The organism is Rarobacter incanus, assembly GCF_006715765.1.
Taxonomy (GTDB): Bacteria; Actinomycetota; Actinomycetes; order Actinomycetales; family Cellulomonadaceae; genus Rarobacter; species Rarobacter incanus.
In genome coordinates this window covers 379,191-403,628 of sequence record NZ_VFNV01000001.1, presented here as the reverse complement: position 1 = coordinate 403,628, position 24,438 = coordinate 379,191, and the positions used below count along the sequence as shown (strand labels likewise).

The following is a 24,438-nucleotide window of genomic DNA, read 5'->3' as shown; positions in this document are numbered from 1 at the left end:
CGGGACCGTCCAGACTTAACGGACGCAGTCACAACTCCACAGCCAAGACCCCACAACACAAACCGATTCCGATATCGCCACGGAGGTGAGCATTCGTGGCTAGGCCCCGCACTCCGAACGGAGCTTTCGGCATCATCGCCACCCGCCGCACCGACGGCGGACGACACATTACCCGCACCCGGTATCGCGACTGGGACGGGAAGAGCAGACACGTCCAAGTCACAGGCGCGACCAGGCCCGGCGCGGAGCGTGCGCTGCAGAATAAGTTCTCCGAGCGGGGGATCTGTTCCATCCCGGGTTCTCGGGGATGAGTGCCGACAACAGCTTCTTCCCGGCGCTGGTGTCCTACTGGCTTGAAGACATGCGCCTTGAGGATCGGCTCTTGCCAACGACCAGGCTGCTTTACGAGCGCAACATGCGCACCCTCGTCCTGCCGTTCTTCAAAGAGGTCATGCTCCGCGAGATCGGAGTGGCCCGATGCGACTACTTCCTCAAGCAGCTCGCGAAGAAGAGCTACAACCGCGCACGCCAAGCCCGATTCGTTCTTCGCCTCGCCCTCTCACTCGCAGTGCGCCACGAGATCATCCCGCGCAACCCGATGGACCACGTCTCTCGGCTCCGCCGGCCCGCACGCACTCCGGACGTGTTCACCGGGGACGAGCTCAAGGCCATCCGCACTGGTATCAGTGCCTGGGAGCAGCGGCCGATCAAGGCAGGCCCGAAGCCGGACGGGCAACTCGGTCAGATCGTGGAAGTCATGTTCGGCACCTCCGCCCGCATCGGAGAGCTCCTCGCGATCCGCCTCGGAGACCTTGACCTGGATGCTCCGATCCCATCCGTGCGGATCTCGGGAACGATCGTGAGCCGCAAAGGTGAACCCACACACCGACAGGATCATCCCAAGACGGCTCGATCCGTGCGCAGAGTCGCACTGCCAGGGTTCGCGCTCCGAGCGATCCAAGCGCGCGTCAAGACGATCCGCTTCACCCACCCCGACGCACTGCTGTTCGCGACCCGCGTCGGGACGCCGCACACGACCAACAACGTCCGCAGGCAGCTCCGCGATGTGATGGACAAGGCCGGGGTCGCGGACGTGACCCCGCACAGGTTCCGCCGGACCGCCGCAACCGCGATCAACGAGATCGGGGGACTGCAACTCGCGTCTGAACTCCTCGGACACAGCGACCCCTCCATCACGCGCGAGCACTACATCCGCCGCAACGAGACCGTGAACCCGATCACGGCAGAGTTCCTTGAACAGGCGTTCGGTAAGGCTGGCTGAGGGCGGTTCCGACGAAGACACCAGCGTCTTCGTTCCACAGACGCCCCTTGCCCGCCTAACTGCCCACAGATACTCTTGATGTGTTGAGAGTTAGGAGGATGCTGTGGCCGTGCACGAGCTTGCGCCTGTGTTCACGCTCGAGGATGCGCGCGCAGCGGGTCTCAGCAAGGATCAGGTCTACTCGCTGCTCGACCGGGACGAGATCGAGCGCGTGGGGCGTGGCGTCTACGTGCGTCCCGAGGCCATCCCGCCAGCCTTCACTGCGCTCGCCGCTGCGACCGCGTTGCGTGACGATGCGACGCTGTGCCTGACGAGCGCTCTCGTGCACCATGATCTGAGCGATGCGATTCCTTTCGCCTCCGACATCGCGTTGCCGCGCGGAACCCATCAGCCAGCCGGGCTGACGAATGTGAGTTGGCATAGCTTCGACCCGAAGACCTTTCAGATCGGACGCGAGCACGTTGACGCCGGAGAAGGCGCAGGGGTTGCTATCTACTCGGCGGAGCGGACCATCGTCGACTGCTTCCGGCTCATGCACCAAGAAGGCAGCGATGTTGCACACGAGGCGCTGAGGCGCTGGCTTCGCCGGAGAGGGAACACGCCCGCGCGGCTACTCAAGGTTGCAGGGTCGTTCCCCAAAGCGCTGCCCCGGATACGTCAAGCGCTGGAGGTGCTCCTGTGACGCCTCCGATGCCCTCAAGGGATACGCCAGCAGGGCGGGCCTATAACGATCTGCGTAACCTCGCGCGGCGGCAGAATCGTGACCTTGCCGAGTACATCACCCTCTACGCGCTGGAGGGTTTCCTCGTGCGGCTCGCAGCATCAGAGTCCGCCGCAGACTTCGTCCTCAAAGGCGGCGTGCTTATGGCGGCCTTTGCTGAACGTCGACCGACTCGCGACATTGACTTCGCTGCGCGCGGTTTCGCGAACGACATCCCCGAGGTCGAACAGCGCGTCCGTAACATCCTCGCAGTCCAGCGTGACGACGGGCTCGAATTCGATGAGAACTCCGTCAGCGGTGAGCAGATCCGCGACGAAGCCGACTACAACGGTGTGCGGGTCAAGATGACTGCCCGGTTGGCAACGGCACAGGTCGCGCTGCACATCGATGTGAACTTCGGTGACCCGATCTGGCCTGCACCCACAGAGGCGGTCCTGCCACTCCTGTTGGGTGGCACGCTGCGACTCTTCGGGTACCCGGACCACATGGTGCTTGCGGAAAAGATCGTCACTGCGCTCGAACGCGGAGAGCAGAACACTCGCTGGAGAGACTTCACCGACATTGCGGCCATCGCCCGCTCCCGAAGTGTCGAAGGTGCGGACCTGCAGGAAGCGATCGGTGTTGTTGCCCGCTACCGTCATGTTGAGTTGGAGCCACTCGGCCCATTGCTGTCACATATGCCAGCGCTCGCGCAGCGGAAGTGGGAGGTCTGGCGAAGGAAGCAGAGGCTCGATCAATCGACCCCGGTGAGTTTCGCCGACCTGCTTGCAACATGTATGACCTTCGTTGAGCCGGTCCTCGCGGGCAAGACCGACCGATTGCAATGGAACCTTTCTTCCCTGGCGTGGGAAGAGCCAGCCTGGGCAGGTACTGAGCGTGTTCTTGATAGTCCGTCGAGCCTCATCGTCGACGAGAACACCAGTGACTGAACGGGAAAAGACTCAGCTAAGAACAGCTACGGATAGCTCGGCACGCATAATCGGACTATGCGGAAGCGAAGACACCGCTGACTCGATGGCACACATGGGCAAGGAAGGCTGAATATGCCAGTACTTCAAGTGCGCGTCGAAATCGTACCTAATTCCGTCATCGCTAACGCCCTATGCGCCGGTTACGAGCTAGGCGAATGGCGCGCCCGGCAACTCGTTGAAGATGTCTTTGACCGCCATCTGCTCGATTTTGCGCTCACCTATACGGAAGCGAAGAACGTTTCCAGTAGTACGGCCATGCAATCCATTAGAGACGCGGCGATATCTGTGTACTCGACAGAAAAATACCGACGGCGCGGAGAGTTCGGTGAACTCCTCCTACACGCCGCGCTCGTGGACTTTTATGGGGCTGAGGCGGCAGTTAGCAAGATCTACTATGAAGACTCGTCGAATGATGTGGTTAAAGGGTTCGACAGCGTTCATGTCGTAGCTGACAGCAGTGGAGAGATGAAGATATGGCTCGGGGAAGCGAAGTTCTACTCCGCGCTTGACGGTGCTATGGACAGCGTGCTCGAAGACATCCAGGCACACCTGGCGATTGATTTTCTGCGCAAAGAGTTCGTCTTCATCACTCGCAAGGTGGATGCGTCCTGGCCGCATGCGCAACAGTTCAAAGCTCTGATCGCGCGCGCTCGAAGCCTGGACGATATCTCGAGCTCGATCGTTATGCCGGTCTTCCTGACCTATGACAGTGATGCGGTGGACGGCCACGATGTCGTAGGTGACAGCTACATTGCTGCCATGACCAACGAGACTACGGCCGCTCTGTCGAGGTTCGAGTCGCGACTGACGAAGCCTCTAGAAGTCGAGATTCGGCTGATACTCCTTCCGCTGAAGTCGAAGAAGAGACTGGTGGAACTGATGCACGAGAAACTGAAGGCTCTGCAGGGGATCTAATGGCGACCGATGACTTCGCTGCGCTGCGCGATATCTCCAACCTGTTGTTGACCGATGAAAACGAGCAGGAAGCCCGCAACCGTTTCATCCGGTTCCTTGATCAATACTCGGGTGCTGGTTCTCTAGGCCCAATTGTTGATTCGTTGGCTGCGCGATTGGGCCTCTTTCCGTATATGTCTCCGAATCTCGATGAAATCAGTGATGCGGAAGCACTTACAGTTGCTTACCACTCGCCCCGATCTTTGAGTGACCAGGGTTTTACGTTCCATGCTGAGCAGCAGAAGATTTACGAACGCCTCATGGACGGTGAGAGCGTAATCCTGTCCGCCCCAACATCCTTCGGTAAATCAGCTATCGTTGACGCCTTGGTCTTGTCGGGAAAATGGGAAAACTTCGTCATTATCGTCCCAACGATTTCACTCATCGATGAGACGCGACGCCGACTGGTCACGCTCGACACGGGGTACACCATCGTCTCGCATCCCAGTCAGCAGCCCACGCTCAAGAACATCTATGTACTCACTCAGGAACGCTTCCTGGAGCTGAGCCCAGTGCCCGAGGTTGACTTTTTCATCATTGATGAGTTCTACAAGCTCGGCGATGGAGAGACAGACGAGAAGAGGCGATCAAACCTCAACATCGCCTGGCGAATCCTCCGCAAGACCGGAGCCCAGTACTACCTCCTTGGCCCCAAATTTGATGCTCTGCAAGTCGACGCAGACAGCGAACTATCGAAGTCTTTCATTACCTCTGATTTCAACCCCGTAGTTGTAGATGTCGAGGATAGATCTCATATCGAAGACCGACTCGCGGACATGAAGCTGTTCCTTGACGAAGAAGCTGATGGCCCGAGCCTGATCTTCGTGAGCAGCCCACGGCGGGCTAACGAAGTCGCCTTCGAGCTCGCCACGGGAGCCGCCGACCCACTCGTGATCGATATCGCAGACTGGATCGCGGAGAATTACGATCCAGAGTGGTACGTGGCTAAGGCCCTGCGCGGAGGAGTGGGCACCCATACAGGCCCGATGCCCCGAAGCTTGCAACGAGCGATGGTTCGCCTATTCGCGATGGAGACGATCGACCGCCTCGTTTGCACCACAACGCTGATCGAGGGCGTCAACACCGTAGCAAGGAACGTCGTCATCTACGACAAGAAGATTGATCGGAAGCCGATCGACTTCTTCACCTTCTCCAACATCCGAGGCAGAGCTGGGCGGATGCTGAAGCATTTCGTAGGACGAGTCGTCTCCTATGCTGATCAGCCTCAACCAGAAATCTCGACTGTTGATCTTCCGATCGAGTCGCAGTCGCCAGCAGCATCCCTTGCAACGTTGATCCAGCTTGACGAGTCTGAACTAACCGAGGAGTCCGTCGAGCGTCTGCGGGAAATCCTCGAGCAGGATGATCTTTCGATCGACACGATTCGTAGCAACCGAGGTCTCGATCCGCTGCTTCAGATCGGCGCGGCACGCCACATGCGTGAGGCCGGGGCGGGTGAGTTCCGCGACCTGTCTTGGACCGGTGTCCCGACCCGGGAACAGTTGACGGCGGTTGTCTCGCTCGGGTACGACGAGCTGATCAGCGGGCGTGATCGAAGCGGAGAGAACGCCAGATCTATACTTGCGAAGCTCGGAGCAGCCAGGACGGCACGAGGCGACGTGCGGTCGCTAGTTGAGGCTGCGATGCCGTACATGCGACCCGGCCAAACTCGCAGCAACGTAGTCGATGATGTGCTCAGCTTCCAGCGCAACTGGATGGGGTTCAAGATCCCATCGATATTGCGTGCCGCAAGCTCGATCCAATGCGAAGTCGCCCAGGAAAGAGGCGAACGAGCATCCAACTACGAGTACCTCATCCGAGAGATCGAGTCCCTCTATCTCCCCGCGTTTATTGCAGAGCTTGAGGACTATGGATTGCCTGTCCCTGTGGGGGCGAAGCTCGCCAAACTGGGGCTGCGCGGAGAGAGCATTGAGGACGTTGTATCCGCACTGGTGCGCATGGCTCGGGACCAGTGGGTGCTCTCCGCGCTGACACGGGTGGATCGGTGGTTCCTTGCAGACGTAGCTTCGGGGCTAACGAAGGAGATGCCCACGATCGCACCTGCTGAGTAGACGAAGAGCCTCTCAGAAACCCCACGTAAACCCCTGACGGATCTACGGTCCGCTGCCAAGAGCCGGGACCTGGTCGGGACCTGATACATGCAAACCATGCATTCCGTGACGTGAAATCGCGCCGTTTGGGGGGTGGGGAAGCCCGAGAAATCAAGGATCGTGGCCGAACCGTCTGCCTGGGGGTCAGTGGGTGGCAGGTTCAAATCCTGCCGCCCCGACAAGCCGTGTCTCGTGATATCGGAACGGGTCGAACTGATGGGGTGTTCGGCCCGTTTCGTGGCGCTTGGGGTGGGGCGTAGGGCCTACGTGCGTCTCGGGGCCTTTCCACCCGGGGCCTTCGAGAATTACCTCCAGGCCACGTCACTCAAGGATACGGAAGCACTCACGCAGGCAACCTGAGACAGACCAACTTCAGCTACCTGCGGATAACCCCACGCCGCCGGTTTCCCCGCTCCAAGCAGCGAAATGGCGACCACCCGCACTGGCCGACCCCGCGCCAACCACCCGCACTGATCGACCCCGCACGCTTACAGAACTTCCTTGATCCGAATCTGGTTCCCTGCGGGATCCCGGAAGGCGCAATCGCGCACCCCATAGGGTTGCGCAAGAAGTTCTTGCAACACCTCCGCACCGAGCTCCTGGATGCGGGCGAACGTGCCGTCAAGGTCGTCGGTCGCCAGGAGCAACCATCCGAAGGTGCCCTTCGCCATCATTTCGGCGATGGTCGCGCGTTCCTGCTCGGTGATGCCGGGATCTAACGCGGGCGGCGCAAGGAGCAGCGAAACATCCGGTTGGCCGGCGGGTCATCAGGTATGAATATGGGCTTTCCCCATATGCCTTGCGGAATTGGCGGCTGAAGTGCCCCGGCGACATGTGCGCCCCGCGCGCCAGAGCTTCCACGTCCAACGGCAGAGAATACTCGCGGTCGATCCTGTCGCGTGCCCGGCGCAACGCCCGCAGATCATCTAGGTGACTCACGATCGCCACTCCTTCCGGACGATTGTTGGCGGCTAAATCCACGATAGAACCCCGCGCCTATTCGCGCCGCGGTAGGCAGGCGGGTCGGCTTTGGATTTTGCGAACGATCAAGGACGAGGCCACCCATCCCGCACCGCCGCCCGCGGTGAGGGATTTCGCCCATCGGCACGCCCATGCAGCTCCGCCCGATCCGCGCAAACGTTGGGACAAGGGGTACGCCCGTGAGCACCATTAAGGTGACCCACGCGGAATCCGGGCTGGTGAAGTGCGAGGTGGCGCGCGCAGCGCGCGTAAGTCCGCACGTGGTCAGGGTGACGTTGGCGGGTCAGGACCTCGAACGCTTTCGGTATCCAGGCTTCGACCAATGGTTCCGCCTGGCCATACCCGTCCACGGCGGCGATAGGTTCAGTAATCTGCCGAACCGATTTGGGGTGGGTGGCCTCGTCCGCTATATGACGATGCCCAGAGGCACCAGGCCCGTCATCCGCAACTACACCATTCGGCAATACCGTGCCGATCCCGCTGAAATCGACGTCGATTTCGTTGTTCACGGAACCCCAGGGGCCGCCGCGCCGTGGGCGGCGTCGGTCACGCCGGGCACCCCTGTGGCACTTATCGATCAGGGCTACGGTTGGAATCCAGCGTCGGCCCCGCGGCATCTCATAGTCGCCGACGAGAGCGGCATGCCCGCAGCCCTTGCCGTCCTGCGTGACATGCCCCGCGATGCGCAGGGTGACGCCGTTATCGAGCTTTTTGACGAACGAGATCGCCAAGACCACGAGGCACCGGACGGCATGAACGTGCGGTGGGCCGTGCGCGTCCACCGCGCGGTACCCGGCGCCAGCGCGCTTCCGATGGTTCGCGACATCGCCGTGACAAGCGACCTCGCAGCGTTCGCCGTTGGCGAGTCGGGTCTTGCCACCGGCGCTCGGCGGTACTTGGTCAACGAACGAGGCGTTCCCAAAGAACGGGTCACCTTTTGCGGGTATTGGCGGATCGGGCGCGCCGCGCCCGGCTGATTGCGATCCCGGCGCGTCAGGCTGTCCCCGGCGCGTCTGGGCGTGCCGCGGCGAGCGTTTTGCCCGATTTATTCAGTCTGCGATCTTTAAGAGACTATTCGGCGGGAAATATCCGGCCACGTGTCTCATTGGGCGTTGTTGCGCGGCGAATGGCACTACCATTGTGACTGTGACACAACAAGACACCCCCCCAAGCGACGGCCAGCTCGACGTCCAGTCGCTATTCTCCCCGCAGTTCGCTGAGCCGGAGCCGGTAGCCGAGGATGCGGTGCCCGAGCGTCCGCGGCGGCGCGCCGTCGTTGCCGAGGACGAGGCGCTGATCCGCATGGATGTCGTGGAGACGCTGGCCGAAGCCGGATTCGAAATCGTGGGGGAGGCACCAGACGGCGAGCGCGCGGTCGAACTGGCGATTGAGCTCAAGCCCGATATCGTCGTTATGGACGTAAAGATGCCGCGGCTCGATGGAATCTCGGCGGCCGAGAAAATCGGAAAGGCACACGCCGCCCCCGTGGTTTTGTTGACGGCGTTCTCGCAGGCCGAGCTGGTTGAGCGTGCGACCGAGGCCGGGGTCATGGCATACGTGGTCAAGCCCTTCTCGCCCGCGGACTTGATCCCGGCGGTTGACGTGGCGATTGCCCGCTACAACCAGATCGTGGCGCTCGAAACCGAGGTCGACGATCTGGTCGAGCGCTTCGAAACCCGCAAGCACGTGGACAGGGCCAAGGGTTTGCTGATGTCCCGCATGGGATTGTCAGAACCCGAAGCTTTCCGCTGGATCCAGAAGACCTCGATGAACCGTCGCCTCACCATGCGCGAAGTCGCGGATGCGGTGATCGACCAGGTCGGGGACGCCGAGTAGTCGGCATCCGCGGTGATGACGACGTCGATGGAGAGATTGGGTTCCTGAAAAGGGGGCAGCCACAGTGGCTTCTGCGGTACACGTAAGTGATGCGGAGGAGTCGATGTTGCCCGCGGTCGCGACATTGTGTCTGGAGGCCCGAGGCGAATCGAACCTGGGCGTGCAGGTGTGCTCGAACGACACCGAGGCACTGGTGCGTCAGCTCACCGTCTTTTCTTCCCTCGAGGGCGGCCACATCGTGGTAGCCGAACACCGCGGCGATATCGCGGGTTTCGCCCTGCTGCGCCTTCTGACCAATGACATCCTGCGGCCCTCGCCCGCGGTGTTCATCGAGGCACTGTACGTGAAGAATGCGGAACGCCGGATGGGGGTCGGGCGTGCGCTGATGGCGCATATCGCCGACTTCGCGGTGGGGAACGGGGTTGCTGACATATACGCTCAGCAGCTGCCGGGGGCCCGTGGAACCAACCGATTCTTGGCCCGGCTGGGTTTCGCGCCGGCTGCCGCGCACCGCGTGGTCGCGGTCAGCGCGCTGCAACGGGAGTTGGCGCGCGAGCCGGGGATACGGCGCCGAGCGCGCGGCATCGAAGACCTGATCGCGCGGCGCCGCAAGGTGCGCGTGCACACCGAATCAATCGATTCGCGTGAAGTCGAGCGCAGGCTGCGCAGCAAGCTCGGTTAGTGGCGGTCCGCGCCGCCCCCCAGCGACGCGGCATCCGCGTACCGCGCAGCAAGCTCGGTTAGTGGCGGTCCGCGGCGCCCCCCCCCAGCGACGCGGCATCCGCGTACTGCGCGGCAAACTCGGTTAGTGGCGATCCGCGACCACCATGCACGTCAGGCGGCCCGTCGCCACGCGCTTCCCCAGATCGTCCACGACAACAACCTCGCAGACTATGAGCTGACTGCCGGCGTGCGCGACGCTGACCGTGGCATGCACCGATCCCGCGGTAGCCGGGCGGTGGTGAGACACCGATACCTCGATGCCCACCGCATGGTGGTTGGCACGCACACACCTGTTGGCGATCACGGATCCCGCCGTTTCCACCAGCACCGCGGTCGCACCGCCGTGCAGGGCACCGTAGGGCTGCGTGTTGCCGGCGACCGGCATGTGAAAGGTCGGGGGGAGCGCGGAGCCCTCGTCCGTAATTTCAATTCCCATGGAACCGGCGAGCGCACCCAAATTCGTATTGTCAGACATACCAGATAGGTTGTCACCTGTGACACATGAAATGCGACCCAAGCTTCTGCTCATTGACGGCCACTCGATGGCGTTCCGGGCGTTCTTCGCTCTGCCTGTCGAGAACTTCACGACGACGACGGGCGTTGCCACCAACGCGGTGTACGGGTTCGTTTCCATGCTCATATCGTTGATAAAGGAAGAGAATCCGACCCACGTATGCGTGGCGTTTGATGCGCCCGGTCCCACCTTCCGCACCGAGCAATATCCCGAATATAAGGGCACTCGCGAAAAGACTCCTGAGGATTTCAAGCATCAGATTCCGCTCATAGCAGAAGTTCTGCACGCCATGGGGATCACCACGCTCGAAAAGCCGGTCATCGAAGCGGATGACATACTCGCAACCTTGGCGTCGCAGGGCAGCGAGGCCGGCATGGACGTACTGGTGTGCTCCGGCGACCGCGACACCCTCCAGCTCGTGACCCAACACGTCACGGTCCTTTACCCGCGGCGCGGCGTGTCCGATCTGGCACGCATGACGCCGCAGGCCGTGCGGGAAAAGTACGGAGTTGCACCCGTCAATTACCCCGATATTGCTGCCCTAGTGGGGGAGACAAGCGACAACTTGCCCGGAGTACCGGGGGTCGGCCCGAAGACGGCCGCGAAGTGGATCACCCAATTCGGCGACCTCGACAACCTCCTCGCTCACGCCGATGACATCAAGGGCAAGGTCGGGGAGTCGCTACGTGCGCATCTTCAAGACGTGCGGCGCAACAGGAGGCTGAACCGCCTGCTGACCGACGTTGAGCTGCCCGCGGCGGTCACCGACGTCACGCGCAAACCGTGGGATCGTCCCGAATTGGATCGCCTCTTCGAATCGCTGCAATTCCGCACGCTGCGCGACAGGCTGAACACGATTGCCGTGGCGGGCGACGATGCCCCGGCGCAAGCAAGCGGGGCCGCGATCGGCGCACAGATAGTCGACAACGAAAGCATCTCGCTCGCGCAGTGGCTGGGGGAGGAAGCGGCACCGTTCGGGCTGGCCATCGATGGGCGGGGAACTCCCGTCAATGCGGACGCTTGGAGCGTTGCCGTGGGGCGCGCCGACGGCGAGGCGGTGGTGGTAAACCTCGAGGAATCCGATCCGGATCAGGATGCTTCCCTTCGCGCATGGCTAGCCGATCCGGCGGCACCCAAGGTCACCCACGGGATCAAGTGGATTGACCATGCACTGGCAGCCCGCGGCATGACGCTTGCGGGTGTCACATTCGATACCGAACTGGCGGAATACCTATCGCGGCCCGACCAACGGTCCTACGACCTGGCATCCATCGTGGAAACGCACCTGCACGTGACGATCGACAGCGTCGACGAATCCGGCCAGGGCGCCCTGGATTTCGACGACGGAGGCGCCAATGTGGGGTTGGCAAGCCAGTCCGTTGCGATTGCTCGGCTTGCAGCCCAGCAGGGTGCGCAACTTGCCGACGCCCACGAATCCGCCCTCCTGGCGGACCTGGAGCTACCCGTGGCAGAAATGCTGGCGCGCATGGAACGCGCCGGTGTCAGCGTCGATATCGACCTGCTGCGCGGTTTGGACGAGGACTTCGCAGCCACGGCGGCGCAGTGCGCGCAGGAGGCGTACGACGTCATCGGTCACACCGTGAACCTCGGGTCACCCAAGCAGCTTCAGGAGGTGCTGTTCGGCGAGCTGGACATGCCCAAAACCAAGAAGATCAAGACCGGATACACGACCGATGCGGCCGCGCTGGCGGAACTTTTCGCAAAAACGCAGCATCCATTCCTGGAGCACTTGCTCGCCTACAGGGATGCCACGAAGCTCCGCCAGACGGTCCAGGGATTGCTCAAGGCGGTTGCGGCCGACGGGAAGATCCACACTACGTTCCAGCAGACGGTGGCGGCCACAGGACGTCTTTCGTCCACCGAGCCCAACCTGCAGAACATTCCGGTGCGAACGCAGGCCGGGCGCGCGATTCGGCGCGCATTCGTCGCGGGAAGCGACTTCGAAACCCTGGTGACAGCGGACTATTCGCAGATCGAAATGCGGATCATGGCGCACCTGTCGGGGGACGACGCGCTCATCGAGGCTTTCCGCAGCGGCGAGGATCTGCACAACTTCGTCGGTTCGAGGGTCTTCGGGGTGTCCGTAGACGCGGTGACGCCCGCGATGCGATCCAAGATCAAGGCGATGTCGTACGGGTTAGCCTACGGCCTGTCGGCGTTCGGGCTCTCTAAGCAGCTCAACATAGAGGTGTCTGAAGCCCGTTCGCTCATGGCCGACTATTTCGAGCGGTTCGGGGCGGTGCGCGACTACCTGCACCGGGTAGTCGAAGAGGCGCGACAAACCGGCTACACCGAAACCATCTTGGGACGGCGCAGGTACCTGCCCGACCTCAATTCGGACAACCGCCAGCGTCGGGAAATGGCTGAGCGCATGGCGCTGAATGCACCAATTCAGGGCAGCGCGGCCGACATCATCAAGGTGGCCATGCTGCAAGTGGATCGCGCCATCAACGACCTCGGGATACATTCGCGGGTGCTGCTGCAGATTCACGACGAATTGGTGGTCGAGGTTGCCCCCGGTGAAACGGAACAAGTAACCAAGATTCTGCGCGAACAGATGGGGAGCGCGGCTAGTCTCTCCGTTCCTCTTGACGTCTCGGTGGGGGTTGGCCACTCGTGGTTCGACGCGGGCCACTAGCCGCCAAGCGAGTCCGGCCACCATGGAAGCCTGCGGCCGCCCGGTTGGTCTTGTCCGGTGTCGGCGGGGCCGTCCTCAGTCTTGCGTTCCCGGATCCCGGCTGGTGGCCCGCCGCTCCGCTGGGGTTGGCATTGCTGGCCGCGGCCGTGTCCGGCCTAACCTGGTGGCACGCGTTCGGGATCGGCCTCACGGGGGTCCTGGTGATGTACCTCTTCACCATCCACTGGGCGACCCTATACCTCGGGTTGCTGCCCTGGTTCGCGCTGTCCGCCGCGCAGGCAATCGTCACCGCCCCCTTCCTTGCCGGGATGGGCTGGTCGCTGCGGCTGGTCAAGGCGCGCTCCACGCGCGCGCCCCGCGGGCCGCTGCTTAGGATGATCGCGGCGCCCATAGTCGTGGCCGTGTGGTGGACGGCGGGCGAGGTTGCAACGGCGCGTTGGCCCTACGGCGGCTTTTCTTGGGCAACCCTCGCCTTCTCGCATGCCGACGGGCCCTTTGCGCTCATGGCATCGTGGATTTCGGCGACGGGGCTCTCGTTCTTTATCGCCTGGCTAGCCGGAATCGCGATGGTCACCGGCCAATTCTTGGTTGCCAAGGCGCGCGGGGGACGAGGCCCGCACCCACGCTCCGTGGCGCCTCCGCACGGGGAGGTGGGCTGGTGGTGGGCAGCGGTGGGGGCGGCCGGGGCGATCGTTATCGGGGCGGCCGTGCTTCCCGCGTACCCGCAAACTGCCAGCGGGAGCCTATTTGTCGCGGCCGTGCAGGGTAATGGACCAGCGGGGTACTTCGCCGCGAGGAGTCGTGGTGACCTGCTCAGCGCGCAGGTGGATGCGACGCGAGAATACGCCGCGCCGGGGGCGCAGGTGATCATTTGGCCCGAGGACGGAACCGATCTCGATCCCACCGCCTCCGCCAAAGCCCTGGCCGAGGTGCGCGCGCTGGCAAGTGAATTCGATGCGCCCATCGTCGTGGGCACCATCATGGAAAGAGCGGGGCTCTTTTACAACAGTTCGCAGGTCTGGGAGCAGGGAAGCGTTACCCCGTCAGCAACCTACGACAAGATGCACCCCGTTCCGTTCGGTGAATACGTTCCCGACCGGGGATTCTATTCGCGAATCGTGCCGAAGCTGATTGCAATGATTGCGCGCGACTACCAGCCGGGCCAGGCGTCGAACGTGTTCACTGTCGCGGGGGCGCGTGCGGGAACCGCGCTTTGCTTCGATGTCGCGTACGACGACGTCAATCAGCAAGCCATTCGCGACGGCGCCCAGGTGCTGTTCGTGCAATCGAATAATGCCGATTTCGGGCGCACGGACGAATCGATTCAGCAGCTAGACATAGCGCGGATCCGCGCGATTGAGGCAGGGCGCTATCTCGTCAACATTTCCACGGTGGGAACGAGCGCGGTCATCTCGTCCAAGGGAAGCATCGAACAGGAACTGCCGACGCACGTTGCCGGTGCCTTGAACGCGCAGGTCACGCTGTACGACGGCACGACGCTCGGGATCCGTGTCGGCCCCTTCGTCTCGGCGGCACTCCTGATCATTGCGGCGATCGCGAGCGCCGGGATTCTCGGTGCCAGCCTTTTGCGCAGGCGGGTGGCCGTCGCGTAGCCGCCGGGTCACAGCTTTGAGATCGTAACCCGTTTGCCCTTGATAGTGATGCGCTTCTTCGTGAACTTTTGTTTGCACGTGGTCACGCCGCGTGCCGTCTTGCACGACGTGTTCGAGGTCGGATAGCCAACCTTGCTACGGTTCTTCGACCAGGCCTTGGCCATGGTCGATGTTACCGTCCGCGTCGTCGCCCCTGCGCGCGACACCACCCAGCCCTTGGTGAATGACTGCCGGCACGCGCGCACCTTCACGGTCTTTTTCCCCGACTTCACCTTGATGGTCGAGCACTTCTGAGACGCCTTCGGGTAACCCACCGCCTTGCGGATAGCCGCCTTCTTCCACGCCTTCGCGATATCTGCGGTAACGACCTGCACTGCCTGGCCACCGGGTGCAGCGAGCACGCCACCGATGAACTTCTGCCGGCAATCGCCCTTCGCCGTGCACTTCATGGCCCCGGTCGCCATCCCGAGGGCGCTCTTTGTGCCGCCCAGAGCCTTCCACTTCTTCGCTATTTCGCCCGTAATTACCTGCGCGTTGCCGCTCGACGTGGTCGTTACGTAACCGCCGGTGAACTTCTGAACGCAGCCTGAGGTCGTGCACTTCGCTTTCGAATACGGCCAGCGCAGGGCGCCGTTGGTCCCGTAGCTTGCTAGCCATGCAGCGCTCACGGCCGAATTGCTCATGACGAACGACGTGCCGCGTTTCGTGGACGCCACGTAGCCCCCCTGGAACTTCTGCACGCAATAGTTCGACGCCGAGCACTGGGCCGCGGCCTTGGGGCGTCCCAGGGCCCCGGCGTGCGAGCCCTGCGCGATCCAGGTCTGTTGGATCCTTCCGGTGACAGGTATCTGACTGGATCCGAACCAATCGGTGAAGATACGGTAGAAATTGCGGTTCCCGTACGACGAGCAGCTGTCACCCGTCCCGTACAGGTTGGCAAGCGCCTTGGCGTTCGGAGCATACGGGGTATAGAAATAGAGACCCAGGGTAGCCTTGTTGCGGATGTTCACGGTTACCGATCCACACGTCTTCTTGGGGTTGTAATAGATCGTGTTCTTGCCGAGGGTGCGCCAGCTGTACACGGAACTATTTACGTAGCGCTGATATTGGCGAGCACCGTAGTAGATCTGGTTGAAGAAGCCGCCGTACAACTCGTCGCACGGTGCAGTATCTGTGCACGCGAACCCCGTAGCGTGCAGGTACTTCGTGAGAGTGGGAAAGTTCCCCGAACTCGAGCGGCCCGCGGTTATCAGGGACTGCTCCTTCTCTAGCAGGACGATGAGTGCCTTTTGCGAGACGTTACAAGCCGCACCGACCTTCGCGATGATCGAAGCCGCGGATTCGTTGGTCGACCCGGTGTACTTCTTGCAGTATGCATCCGCCGCCATGGTGGGGGTCGCCTGCATGTGGTTCCGCAAACAGGTCGGACCCCCGGATGCGGTGTAGCACCGAGGCACGCGCGCCTCTAGGAACTCCTGCACCTGGCTTGCACTGAGGGCATCGCCGTCAAAGAAGACCGCATCGGAAACGATGTTGCCGGGGTCGAATTCCTTTGCCGAGGCCACGGCCTTGACTTGCGTAGCCCGGGCGGACGGCGCGACCGCGACCACGCTGGCGAAAGCGATCGCGATGGTCGCGGCGATTGCCAACGGAATGGCTAACCGACGGGTGAAGCGGGTGCGCGTGGGGCGAGTGTCGAAGTAAATCATCCCTTCGATCATGACACAAACCGCCACATAAGTCGCCACAAGTAACACTAGTAACTCCAGTCACACCGTCTATCGACGAATCTATGTGGCAGTACTACCGTGGAGAAATGGCTCTCTACCTCGACATTCACCCCGCGAACCCGCAGCCAAGGCTTATCTCCAAAGTGGGAGATATTCTGCGCGACGGTGGCCTCGTCGCCTATCCCACGGACTCCGGATATGCGCTCGGTGCCGCACTCGATAACCCGGACGCGCTCGATCGGATCCGCAGTATCCGCAAACTCGACGACAAGCATCACTTCACGTTGGTGTGCAAGGACTTCGCGCAGCTGGGGCATTTTGTCTACCTCGACAACGCGGAATTTCGTGCCATCAAGGCGGCGACGCCTGGGCCCTACACCTTTATTCTGCGGGCCACGCCCGAGGTGCCCCGGCGGATGGCGCACCCGAAGAAGAAAACCGTGGGCGTGCGAATTCCCGCAACGCCGCTGGTGCAGGCCATGCTCGCGGAGATCGGTGAGCCGATACTGTCATCGAGCCTGATCCTGCCCGGAACGACAGACGTCCTGACCGAGGGATGGACCGTCAAGGAGGAGTTGGACCACGTGGTGGATGCGGTTATCGACACCGGCGAATGCGGGCTGGAGCCCACGACGGTCGTCGACTGGACCACCGGTGAACCCGAAGTCGTTCGCGTGGGCGCGGGCGACCCCTCGCGCTTCGAATAGCCGCACCGGGTGGTCTCGATATGCCCGCTGCGCGGGCTACTCGACCAACGAAGTGGGCCACTCGACCGCCGGGTGGTCTCGATATGCCCGCTGCGCGGGCTACTCGACCGCCGGGTGGTCTCGATATGCCCGCTGCGCGGGCTACTCGACCAACGAAGTGGGCCACTCGACGACCGGGTGGTCTCGATACGCCCGCTTCGCGGGCCACTCGACCAACGAAGTGGTCCACTCGACCGCCGGGTGGTCTCGATATGCCCGCTGCGCGGGCCACTCGACCAACGCAGTCGGCCACTCGACCGCCGGGTGGTCTCGATATGCCCGCTGCGCGGGCCACTCGACCAACGAAGCGGGCCACTCGACCAACGAAGCGGGCTACCGAACGAGTTGTAGCGGGCTACTGTACGGGCACCGCCGGTGTGTGCCAGATCCGGTCAAGGTAGTCGCGGATCGAACGGTCGGATGAGAAGAACCCGCTGCGCGCGACGTTGAGAATCGCCGACTTCGCCCACGCGTCCTGATCGGCGTAAGCCGATTCGACCACGTTCTGCGCCTCGATGTAGGCCTGGTAGTCGGCGAGCACAAGGAACCGATCGTGCCACAGCAGATCGGAAACAATGCCCTCGAACGTCTGGCGGTTCCCGCCGGAGAATGCGCCCGACGCGATCAGGTCGATCGCATTCTTGAGCGACGCGTTCGCCTCGTAGTAGGCGGAGGGGACGTATCCCTTCGCCTGCAACGTCGCGACCTCCGGCTCGGTGAGTCCAAACAAGAAGAAGTTGTCATCGCCGACAAGTTCGCGAATCTCAACATTGGCGCCGTCCAGCGTCCCGATCGTGAGAGCGCCGTTGAGCGCGAACTTCATGTTGCCGGTTCCGGACGCTTCCTTACCCGCCAGCGAAATCTGTTCGGACAGGTCCGCCGCCGGAATCAGGGTCTCGGCCAGTGTCACGTTGTAGTTCGCCGGGAAGGCAACGTAGAGCGCTCCCTTGACCCGCGGGTCGGCATTGATCGTCGCACCGACCGCGTTGATGAGCGCAATGATCTCTTTCGCCATCAGGTACCCGGGGGCGGCTTTCGCGCCGAAGATCACGACGCGCGGCGTCATGGATTCGGGGTCAAGCTCCCCGCGCAGGATCTTGTCGTACAGGGTGACGACGTGCAGCACCTTGAGCATTTGGCGCTTGTATTCGTGCAGTCGCTTGACCATGACGTCGAATATCGCGTCATCGGCCAGCTCAATGCCATCGCGCTTGCGCAGCGTTTCCACGAGGCGGGTCTTGTTCGCGGCCTTGACGGCGCGGAATTGCTCGCGGAATGCCGCGTCGTCCGCAAACGGTTCGAGCCGCGACAACTGGCTCAGATCCTTCACCCAATCGGTCCCGATGGCTTCGTCGATCAGGGACGAGAGCCCCGGGTTCGCGATCTTCACAAACCGGCGCGGGGTGACGCCGTTGGTCACGTTCGTGAACTTTTCCGGCCACAGGTTCGAGAAATCGACCAGCACCTTGTCCTTGAGCAGCTCGGAGTGCAGGGCGGCGACACCGTTGACCTTCGTGGAGCCGACGGTCGCCAGGTGCGCCATGCGCACCGCCCGGAACGGCTGCTCTTGGATGATCGACATCCGGCGAACCAGCAACTCGTTGCCAGGGTGAGACTCGCGCACCTCGGCCACGAAGTCATCGTTGATCCGGTAGATGATTTCGAGGTGGCGGGGCAGGAGCCGCCCCAAAAGGTCGACCGACCAGACCTCAAGCGCCTCCGGCAACAGGGTGTGGCAGGTGTAGTTGAACACGGAGCGGGTGATGCCCCAGGCCTCGTCCCACTCCATGCCGTAGACGTCAACCAGCAGACGCATCATCTCGGGGATCGCGATGACGGGGTGCGTGTCGTTGAGCTGGAACACGACGCGCTGCGGCAGCGTGCGCAGTTCGTCCAGTGACGTTCCGACCTGACCGATCATTTCCTGGACGGACGCGGCGACGAAGAAGTACTGCTGCTGCAGGCGCAGCTCCTTGCCCTGGGGCGTCGAATCTTCGGGGTACAGCACCTGCGAGATGTTCTCGGCATAGGTTTGCGCGCGCACGGCGTTTTCGTAGTCGCCAGAGTTGAAGATCTGCAAGTCGAACGACTGGGTTGCCCGCGCGCTCCACAGCCGCAGCGAGTTCACGTTCTGCGTGCCGTACCCGGGAACCAGGTAGTTGTAGGGCACCGCCAGGACGTTCCAGGCCGGCTTCCATGCCGCCAGGTCGTTGCCTTCGGCATCGGTGGTGTGCTCGACGTGGCCGCCGAAGTGGACAACGATCGATGCTTCGGGGTGCGGGAATTCCCACGGCGAACCGAGTTCGAGCCAGTTGTCCGGCTGCTCCACCTGGCGGCCATCGACGAAGGTCTGGCGAAAGATGCCGTGCTGGTAGCGGATGCCGTAGCCGGTGGCGGGAATGTCCAAGGTGGCGAGCGAATCGACGAAGCAGGCAGCGAGTCGACCCAGGCCGCCGTTGCCGAGCCCCGGCTCGACTTCGAGTTCCGCGAGCCAGTCGAACGACAGCCCCAGCGAGGCCATCGACTCGCGAGCGACGGTGCCGAGCCCCGAGGCGAGCAGCATGTTGTGCAGCTGCGCTCCGAGCAGGTATTCGGCCGACAGATAGGCGACCGTTTTCGCCTTGTTTTCGCGTTGCACGCGCTTGGTGACCAGCCAGCGGTCTATCAGGTGCTTGCGCACCGTCCAGGCCAGGGCGCTGTACAGGTCGTTGTCACTGGCGCTCTCCAAATCGACCCCGCGCGAATTGTGCAGCCGGGAGATGAAGTCGGTTGTGAAGTCGTCTACAGAAACTGAGGGGGATGCAGGAGGTTGGTTCACGTCGTCAACCCTACCTAACGGAATGTTAAATACGATATTGCCCGTGATCGCATTGTGATCGAGGTCTCATATTCCGGTCGCTAGTTGCCCGCAAGCATCCCGGCGTGATATCCGGCGGCAACGGCGGCCGTGAAGGCTATTTCGTCTTGGTCCAGGGTCCGCCCCATCGTGGACAGGGGCACGCAGGACGTCGCCGCGAGGGCGCGCGCGTCGATTTCCGCGTCGAAAGCGACGAGGCGGTGCAGACCGCCCGGGGCGACCAGGGGCGCCAGGCGTGCCGCAACATTCTTTTCCCACCACGGCGGGCAGGGTGCGGGGGGCGGCGGAAGGACCAGGTCGGCCGGCCGCAGGGCGACGCGCCCCAGCGCCGTCACGGTGTGATGCGATAGCCCCAGGTGGCGGTCGCGGGCATCGGCCTGCGACATTCGCAGCACCGCCACGGGGCGTCCCCCCAGCGTTCCCGCGGCATTGACCACCTCCCCGACCGCGACGCCGGAAAAGCCCCACCGCGTGTCGGTTCCCAGGTTTCCGGGCCCCTGAATGACCACTGCCAGGTCGGCGGCGACGACCAAATGCGCCGCGAGCAGGGCCGTGTGCACGGTGACCGTCTCCAGGTCGCCTCCGAATGCCTGCCCGCAGGTAATGGTCGCGTCGATCCAACCATCCTCGCGCAGGGCGGCAACATTGCGCGAGAACCACACGGGCAATGCCCCGCCATCCGTCATCACGTAGGCGATCGTGGGCCAGCGCCCTGTTTTCTTCATGAACGAGGCCCGCGCTCCCGCAATGACCGCGGGAAGAGAGGAATGCAGGTCCGCGACGACTACCGGCATGCCACCGATCGAATCCGCGTCGTGCAGGGCGGCGTGATGGATCGAATCCTGTTCGTCGACCGATTGGACCATGGCCTGCAGCGGCGTGTACCGGGCCTTAACCAAGTGCCCCAGGTTGCGCGCGCGAACGCCGGAACCACCTCCGGGACCCGCGCCGGCGCCTAAACCACCGTTCGATTCGGGAGGCGCGGGAAGGGACGCGGCGGCCTCGTCGATAATGGCGATAACAAAGGCGTAGCCGCCCGTACCGAGGCCGCGTTCGAGCGCGGAGGTATTGAGCAGCACCTCGCACCCTTCGTGGATATCCCCGACCATGTCGGGATACGCGATCGCCCGCACGGTGTTTCCGCTGGTCGTACGGACAAATGCGACAACTGCCCCGCGCCAGGCCGCGCCGAGCCGCGATACTATGCCACGCCGGGTTTGGATCACTCCATATACGGTACGCCAACGCTACTGTTATTCCTGTGAATGCCAAGGTGAGTGCGGAACAGCGACTGCTGTCGTTGGCCATCGCTTTGCGTCAAACCCGGCACGGGATGACCAAGCGGGAGATATTCCGGAAAGTCGACGGCTATCCCTCCGCGCTGGCCGGGGAAGAGATCAACACCAGCGCCGATCGCATGTTCGAACGCGACAAGAAATCCCTGCGGACGCTGGGTATCGATGTCGAAACGATAGGCCTGGACGGAGCGGGGGAGGACGTGCGATACCGTATCGACCCACCCGGCCACGGCGACTACACCGGCTGGTTCAGCCCCCCGCAGCTTGCGCTCCTCGGCATCGCCGCAAGCATGGCGCGCACTGCGGCGCCGCAAACCGACATTGACACGGCATTGATGAAGTTGCGGGCGCTCGGCCTCGATATCGACGCCGACACGATTGCCGACAGCGCGATGGCACCGGAATCCATCGAGATCGTGGTCTCGAATGCGCAGGCGCGTGAGACGATCATGGACGCCCGCGCCAATCGCAGCGTCGTCAAGTTCGCCTACCGGGCCGCCCATTCGGGACAGCTGTCGCAGCGGACCATAGAGCCGTGGCAGATCGTGGTGCGGACTACCGGCTGGTACGTCGTCGGATTCGATCGCGACAGGAAAGCCGGCCGCGTGTTCCACTTCGATCGCATCGTGGGGAACGTGACCACGCGGGGGAGATCGAATGCGTACCGCATCCCCGACGCGGCCGTCATCCGCGAGGCGACCAAGCCCTTGACGCCGATCGCCGACCGGGAGGCCGAACTGCTGCTTGCGCCGGGGCGCGCGGTCGCTCTCCGCAAACGCGCGGTCGCAATCGAGCCCGCGCAGGACGGTTACGACCTGGCGACCGTAAGGTTCGCACCCGGTGGCACGTTCGCGCGCGACCTAGCGCAATTGGGCGACGCGGTCGTGGTCCGCAGCCCCGTCTCGCTGCGCGACGAAGTCATCGATCTGCTGCGGCGCGCGGCCCTGGGATACGCGGTCCCCGGCGATCACACAGGCGCGTTTAGCGATCAGGAAGGCGACCCCGACCATGGCTGAGACCTCGTCCCAACGCCTCGTGCGGCTCATCAGCATGCTCGCTTACCTCAACAACGCGGGGCAGGTACCGATGTCGCACCTGGCGCAGCGATTTGGCACCACCCCCGCACAGATCAAGAAGGACATCAACTTCTTGTGGCTGTCGGGACGCCCGGGCGGGATGCCCGACGACCTCATCGATTTCGACTCCGATGATTTCGATAGGGGAATTGCAACGTTGCGCGAGGCGCAGGATGCGCACACAACGTTCGGGCTTTCCGACCGGGAGGTGCTGGCGCTGAGTGCGTCCCTCCAGGCGCTGCGCGCGACCGTGCAGCAGGTGGGCATAGACGGCCCGGTTGCGGCGCTGTTCGATGACACGAACGAGGCGTTGCTGCGCACGGAACCGGATGCCGAAAACGGAGTGGACGTGCAGTGGTTCAATGCGGTCGAGCCGGGCATCTTCGACCTGGTTCGCCAGGCCGTTCGCGACGGGCACCGCATCGAAATCGACTACACCAGCTTGTCGGATCAGACCACGACACGCACCATAGAGCCCCTGCGCATAACGAGCGAGAGCGGGCGTACCTACGTGGAGGCCTGGTGCCTCGCCGCCGGGGGCGCCAGGCGCTTTCGCTTGGATCGTATCGGTTCGGTTACCCCTTTGCGCGAACCGAATGAGCACGCGACCGGCGAGTTGGGGGATTCCATTGTCGGCGGCTTCAATTTCGACGAGTCCGCCATCTCCGTTCGCCTCACGCTCACGTCGCAGGCCCGGGCCGTGGCGGAGCAGGTGCGCTTGGACGCGCTAACCGAACACGGCGACGGCACCTTCACCGTCGAATTCCGCACGTCGGACCGCGAATGGCTGACGGGGCTGCTGCTGCAGCACGCCGATCGGCTGGTCGCGGTGGACCCGCCGCAGTTGCAAGAAGACGCCGCGCGCCGGGCCCGGCGGGCGCTGGCGCACTACACGGAGCGATACGCCTTCGCCGCGGCGGGCGAGCGCGACCCAGCGACGGACGAGCACGATCCAGCGGCTGCCGACGGCACGCGGGTGGAGCCGATCGGCTAGCCTTTATCCATGCGTTGGTGGATGTGGGTCATCCTGGCCGTGGCGGCCGCGGTGTGGACGGGGCTGTTAGCCTGGTGGCTGTGGCGACGTGCACGCAACCTCATGAACACCGCGGAAAACGCGCTTAGTCGACTCGAGGAAGCGGTGGGACAGCGACACCCTGACGTGGGTACGTTGCCGCGGCCAATAGTCGCGTTGGGTGATGTGGATGCCGCTCGGGCGTACAGAAACGAACGCCGGCTGGCGCGCGCGCTGCGCCGCCAGGAGCGGTACGCGCGCTACCGAATTCGCTGGGGCCAGTGGTCGCACTTCAACGAGTGACCTAAGTGCCCGGCGGTGAACTAGACTGGGCCAGACCTGTTGTCGGATTATGAGGAGCGAGACGTGCCGGGACTACGTGAACCTAGCCACTGGATCATTTTGATCATTGTGCTTGTCATCGTATTCGGTGCCGCGCGCTTGCCGTCCATCGCCAAGAACCTTGGCCAGTCGATGAAGGTATTCCGCAAGGAAATGAAGGACCTGAACAGCAGCGACCCGACGGATCAGGGCGCCGGCAAGGATGACACGGGCCGGGACGACCACAAGTAGCGGTGGCAAAAGACAATGCATCGCGGCGGATGCCGCTGGCGCAGCACCTGGCCGAACTGCGTAAGCGATTGCTGCTTTCGCTCATCGGCGTCGTGCTGGGGGCGATCGCCGGATGGTTCGCGTTCAATCCGGTCTTCGACACGATGCAACGCCCGCTGTTGGAAGCCGCGGCCCGCAACGGCTCGATCATAAACATCAACTTCACGGGGATGACCTCGGCGTTCGACGTGCGGCTCAAGGTCGCGCTGTTCCTGGGCCTGATCGGCACCTCGCCGTGGTGGCTCTATCAGTTGTGGGCTTTCATCACTCCGGGGTTGAAGACGCGGGAACGTCGCTACGCGCTGGGCTTCGTGGGGGCGGCCTTTCCCATGTTCGCGGCGGGGGCGGCGCTCGGTTGGCTGGTCCTGCCGCGGGCGGTGCTGGTGCTGACAGAATTCGTGCCGCGCGGGGCCACCAACCTCACTGACGCGCAGGCGTATCTCTCGTTCGTCATGCGCCTGATGATCGCGTTCGGCCTAGCGTTTGTGCTTCCAATCGTCATGGTCGCGCTCAACTTCGCGGGAATCGTCATGGCGTCCACGTGGGCGCACGGTTGGCGCTGGGCGGTCGTCCTGGCCTTCACTTTCTCCGCCGTCATGACTCCCACGCCAGATGCGTGGACCATGATCCTGGTGGCCATACCCATATGTTTGCTGTACGGCATTGCGCTGGTGGTGTGCTGGTCGCATGACCGGCGGATAGCGCGCCGCAATGCCGCATTGGCTGACGGTCTATAGAAGGA

Annotated in this window: 20 protein-coding genes and 2 pseudogenes; 16 read left to right on the top strand and 6 right to left on the bottom strand. The window is 63.0% G+C overall.

Annotation, left to right across the window (positions count from 1 at the left end; translation table 11 throughout):
- Positions 1–307 precede the first annotated feature (307 nt).
- The 5 genes from FB389_RS01620 to FB389_RS01600 all read left to right on the top strand — a co-directional run bounded on the left by FB389_RS01620 (position 308) and on the right by FB389_RS01600 (position 6,000).
- On the top strand, positions 308–1,282 hold the full coding sequence (locus FB389_RS01620) for a tyrosine-type recombinase/integrase (protein WP_246043467.1): 975 nt from the start codon (positions 308–310) through the stop codon (positions 1,280–1,282).
- A gap of 103 nt (positions 1,283–1,385) precedes the next feature.
- Positions 1,386–1,964 (top strand): type IV toxin-antitoxin system AbiEi family antitoxin domain-containing protein, encoded by a 579-nt coding sequence (locus FB389_RS01615; protein WP_246043466.1) that lies wholly within the window; start codon positions 1,386–1,388, stop codon positions 1,962–1,964.
- A complete protein-coding gene (locus tag FB389_RS01610; RefSeq protein ID WP_246043465.1) occupies positions 1,961–2,932 on the top strand; it encodes a nucleotidyl transferase AbiEii/AbiGii toxin family protein in 972 nt (323 codons plus the stop codon). The genes FB389_RS01615 and FB389_RS01610 overlap by 4 nt, the downstream gene beginning before the upstream one ends.
- 114 nt (positions 2,933–3,046) lie before the next feature.
- Positions 3,047–3,889, top strand: a complete 843-nt coding sequence (locus tag FB389_RS01605; RefSeq protein ID WP_142111068.1) for a HamA C-terminal domain-containing protein — start codon at positions 3,047–3,049, stop codon at positions 3,887–3,889.
- Positions 3,889–6,000 carry a DEAD/DEAH box helicase gene (locus FB389_RS01600; protein WP_142111067.1) on the top strand — a complete coding sequence of 704 codons (2,112 nt, stop codon included), beginning with the start codon at positions 3,889–3,891 and terminating at the stop codon, positions 5,998–6,000. The genes FB389_RS01605 and FB389_RS01600 overlap by 1 nt, the downstream gene beginning before the upstream one ends.
- A 527-nt stretch (positions 6,001–6,527) precedes the next feature.
- On the opposite strand, the pseudogene FB389_RS01595 reads toward FB389_RS01600, so the two are convergent.
- Positions 6,528–6,803, bottom strand: a pseudogene (locus FB389_RS01595) (VOC family protein); the annotation flags it as partial.
- Positions 6,796–6,987 (bottom strand): annotated as a pseudogene (locus FB389_RS10650) (AraC family transcriptional regulator); the annotation flags it as partial. The pseudogenes FB389_RS01595 and FB389_RS10650, both read right to left, overlap by 8 nt.
- 212 nt (positions 6,988–7,199) lie before the next feature.
- Here FB389_RS10650 and FB389_RS01585 point away from each other — a divergent pair.
- From FB389_RS01585 to FB389_RS01575, 3 genes are all read left to right on the top strand, one after another.
- Positions 7,200–7,997, top strand: a complete 798-nt coding sequence (locus tag FB389_RS01585; protein WP_142111064.1) for a siderophore-interacting protein — start codon at positions 7,200–7,202, stop codon at positions 7,995–7,997.
- 169 nt (positions 7,998–8,166) lie between these two features.
- Positions 8,167–8,856 carry an ANTAR domain-containing response regulator gene (locus FB389_RS01580; protein WP_142111063.1) on the top strand — a complete coding sequence of 230 codons (690 nt, stop codon included), beginning with the start codon at positions 8,167–8,169 and terminating at the stop codon, positions 8,854–8,856.
- A 64-nt stretch (positions 8,857–8,920) separates the two neighbouring features.
- Positions 8,921–9,538, top strand: a complete 618-nt coding sequence (locus FB389_RS01575) for a GNAT family N-acetyltransferase (RefSeq protein ID WP_142111062.1) — start codon at positions 8,921–8,923, stop codon at positions 9,536–9,538.
- A 123-nt stretch (positions 9,539–9,661) separates the two neighbouring features.
- Here the strand turns inward: FB389_RS01575 and FB389_RS01570 are convergent, their stop codons facing one another.
- Positions 9,662–10,054 carry a PaaI family thioesterase gene (locus FB389_RS01570; RefSeq protein ID WP_142111061.1) on the bottom strand — a complete coding sequence of 131 codons (393 nt, stop codon included), beginning with the start codon at positions 10,052–10,054 and terminating at the stop codon, positions 9,662–9,664.
- Between FB389_RS01570 and polA the strand changes: the two genes are divergently transcribed.
- Positions 10,014–12,752, top strand: coding sequence for a DNA polymerase I (polA, locus tag FB389_RS01565; protein ID WP_170207822.1), 2,739 nt, complete (start codon positions 10,014–10,016; stop codon positions 12,750–12,752). The two genes, FB389_RS01570 and polA, sit on opposite strands and share 41 nt — an antisense overlap.
- Entirely contained in the window at positions 12,731–14,365 is a 1,635-nt protein-coding gene (gene lnt, locus FB389_RS01560) for an apolipoprotein N-acyltransferase (RefSeq protein ID WP_142111060.1), read from the top strand. The genes polA and lnt overlap by 22 nt, the downstream gene beginning before the upstream one ends.
- Before the next feature lie 8 nt (positions 14,366–14,373).
- Here lnt and FB389_RS01555 read toward each other — a convergent pair whose 3' ends face one another.
- Positions 14,374–16,086 (bottom strand): LGFP repeat-containing protein, encoded by a 1,713-nt coding sequence (locus tag FB389_RS01555; RefSeq protein WP_142111059.1) that lies wholly within the window; start codon positions 16,084–16,086, stop codon positions 14,374–14,376.
- A gap of 95 nt (positions 16,087–16,181) precedes the next feature.
- Between FB389_RS01555 and FB389_RS01550 the strand changes: the two genes are divergently transcribed.
- Entirely contained in the window at positions 16,182–16,802 is a 621-nt protein-coding gene (locus tag FB389_RS01550) for an L-threonylcarbamoyladenylate synthase (RefSeq protein WP_142111058.1), read from the top strand.
- Between the two features lie 394 nt (positions 16,803–17,196).
- On the opposite strand, the gene FB389_RS01545 is transcribed toward FB389_RS01550, so the two are convergent.
- Both FB389_RS01545 and FB389_RS01540 read right to left on the bottom strand, forming a co-directional pair.
- Positions 17,197–19,659 carry a glycogen/starch/alpha-glucan phosphorylase gene (locus tag FB389_RS01545; RefSeq protein WP_142111057.1) on the bottom strand — a complete coding sequence of 821 codons (2,463 nt, stop codon included), beginning with the start codon at positions 19,657–19,659 and terminating at the stop codon, positions 17,197–17,199.
- A gap of 80 nt (positions 19,660–19,739) precedes the next feature.
- Positions 19,740–20,924 carry a DUF3866 family protein gene (locus FB389_RS01540; protein WP_142111056.1) on the bottom strand — a complete coding sequence of 395 codons (1,185 nt, stop codon included), beginning with the start codon at positions 20,922–20,924 and terminating at the stop codon, positions 19,740–19,742.
- 35 nt (positions 20,925–20,959) lie between these two features.
- Here FB389_RS01540 and FB389_RS01535 point away from each other — a divergent pair, with 35 nt between their 5' ends.
- The 5 genes from FB389_RS01535 to tatC all read left to right on the top strand — a co-directional run bounded on the left by FB389_RS01535 (position 20,960) and on the right by tatC (position 24,433).
- Entirely contained in the window at positions 20,960–22,012 is a 1,053-nt protein-coding gene (locus tag FB389_RS01535) for a helix-turn-helix transcriptional regulator (protein WP_170207821.1), read from the top strand.
- Positions 22,005–23,066, top strand: a complete 1,062-nt coding sequence (locus tag FB389_RS01530) for a helix-turn-helix transcriptional regulator (RefSeq protein ID WP_142111054.1) — start codon at positions 22,005–22,007, stop codon at positions 23,064–23,066. Before FB389_RS01535 ends, FB389_RS01530 begins: the two co-directional genes overlap by 8 nt.
- Before the next feature lie 9 nt (positions 23,067–23,075).
- Positions 23,076–23,387, top strand: a complete 312-nt coding sequence (locus tag FB389_RS01525; protein WP_142111053.1) for a DUF4175 domain-containing protein — start codon at positions 23,076–23,078, stop codon at positions 23,385–23,387.
- A 63-nt stretch (positions 23,388–23,450) separates the two neighbouring features.
- A complete protein-coding gene (tatA, locus tag FB389_RS01520) occupies positions 23,451–23,657 on the top strand; it encodes a twin-arginine translocase TatA/TatE family subunit (protein WP_142111052.1) in 207 nt (68 codons plus the stop codon).
- A 2-nt stretch (positions 23,658–23,659) separates the two neighbouring features.
- Complete coding sequence (gene tatC, locus FB389_RS01515) at positions 23,660–24,433, top strand: twin-arginine translocase subunit TatC (protein WP_342776009.1); 774 nt, start codon at positions 23,660–23,662, stop codon at positions 24,431–24,433.
- Positions 24,434–24,438 lie beyond the last annotated feature (5 nt).

What these genes read in the sequence shown, in the direction of transcription:
- FB389_RS01605 (WP_142111068.1), top strand. Translation starts at nt 3,047, where the DNA reads ATGCCAGTACTTCAAGTGCGCGTCGAAATCGTACCTAATTCCGTCATC.
- FB389_RS01600 (WP_142111067.1), top strand. Translation starts at nt 3,889, where the DNA reads ATGGCGACCGATGACTTCGCTGCGCTGCGCGATATCTCCAACCTGTTG.
- FB389_RS01550 (WP_142111058.1), top strand. Translation starts at nt 16,182, where the DNA reads ATGGCTCTCTACCTCGACATTCACCCCGCGAACCCGCAGCCAAGGCTT.
- FB389_RS01525 (WP_142111053.1), top strand. Translation starts at nt 23,076, where the DNA reads ATGCGTTGGTGGATGTGGGTCATCCTGGCCGTGGCGGCCGCGGTGTGG.
- polA (WP_170207822.1), top strand. Translation starts at nt 10,014, where the DNA reads ATGGAACCGGCGAGCGCACCCAAATTCGTATTGTCAGACATACCAGAT.
- FB389_RS01530 (WP_142111054.1), top strand. Translation starts at nt 22,005, where the DNA reads ATGGCTGAGACCTCGTCCCAACGCCTCGTGCGGCTCATCAGCATGCTC.
- FB389_RS01570 (WP_142111061.1), bottom strand. Translation starts at nt 10,054, where the DNA reads ATGTCTGACAATACGAATTTGGGTGCGCTCGCCGGTTCCATGGGAATT.
- FB389_RS01555 (WP_142111059.1), bottom strand. Translation starts at nt 16,086, where the DNA reads ATGATCGAAGGGATGATTTACTTCGACACTCGCCCCACGCGCACCCGC.
- FB389_RS01620 (WP_246043467.1), top strand. Translation starts at nt 308, where the DNA reads ATGAGTGCCGACAACAGCTTCTTCCCGGCGCTGGTGTCCTACTGGCTT.